The organism is Streptomyces sp. DH37 (genome assembly GCF_029813835.1).
GTDB lineage: Bacteria > Actinomycetota > Actinomycetes > Streptomycetales > Streptomycetaceae > Streptomyces.
Genome location: NZ_JARVKV010000249.1, coordinates 1 through 387, shown reverse-complemented (window position 1 = coordinate 387; position 387 = coordinate 1). Strand labels below are relative to the sequence as shown.

Here is a 387-nt window from a genome sequence, read left to right as displayed (position 1 = left end):
CCACCTCCGTCCGGGAGTGGGCGCGGCGGCTGCGCGCCCACGCCGCGGCCGGCGGCTTCGCCGCACAGCGCGACCACTGGGAGACGGGGGCCCGGCACTGCGCCGAGCCGCTGCCGGTGGACTCCGGCGGCGGCAACACCGCGGCCGACCTGAACGAGGTGACCGTCCGCCTGGACCGGCGGCGCACCGACGAGCTGCTGCGGACGGTGCCCGGCGTCTACCGCACGCGCATCGACGACGTGCTGCTGACCGCCCTCGGACGGGTGCTGGCCGAGTGGACCGGGCGGCGCACCGTCGCCGTCGGCCGGGAGGGCCACGGCCGCGCGGACCAGCTCTGCGACGACATCGACCTGTCCCGCACGGTCGGCTGGTTCACCAGCCTGTTCC

Annotated in this window: 1 protein-coding gene; it reads left to right on the top strand. The window is 77.3% G+C overall.

Annotated features, from left to right (window positions below):
• The coding region (locus tag QC029_RS30885) for a condensation domain-containing protein (RefSeq protein WP_279559141.1) at positions 1-387 on the top strand (387 nt) is incomplete at both ends.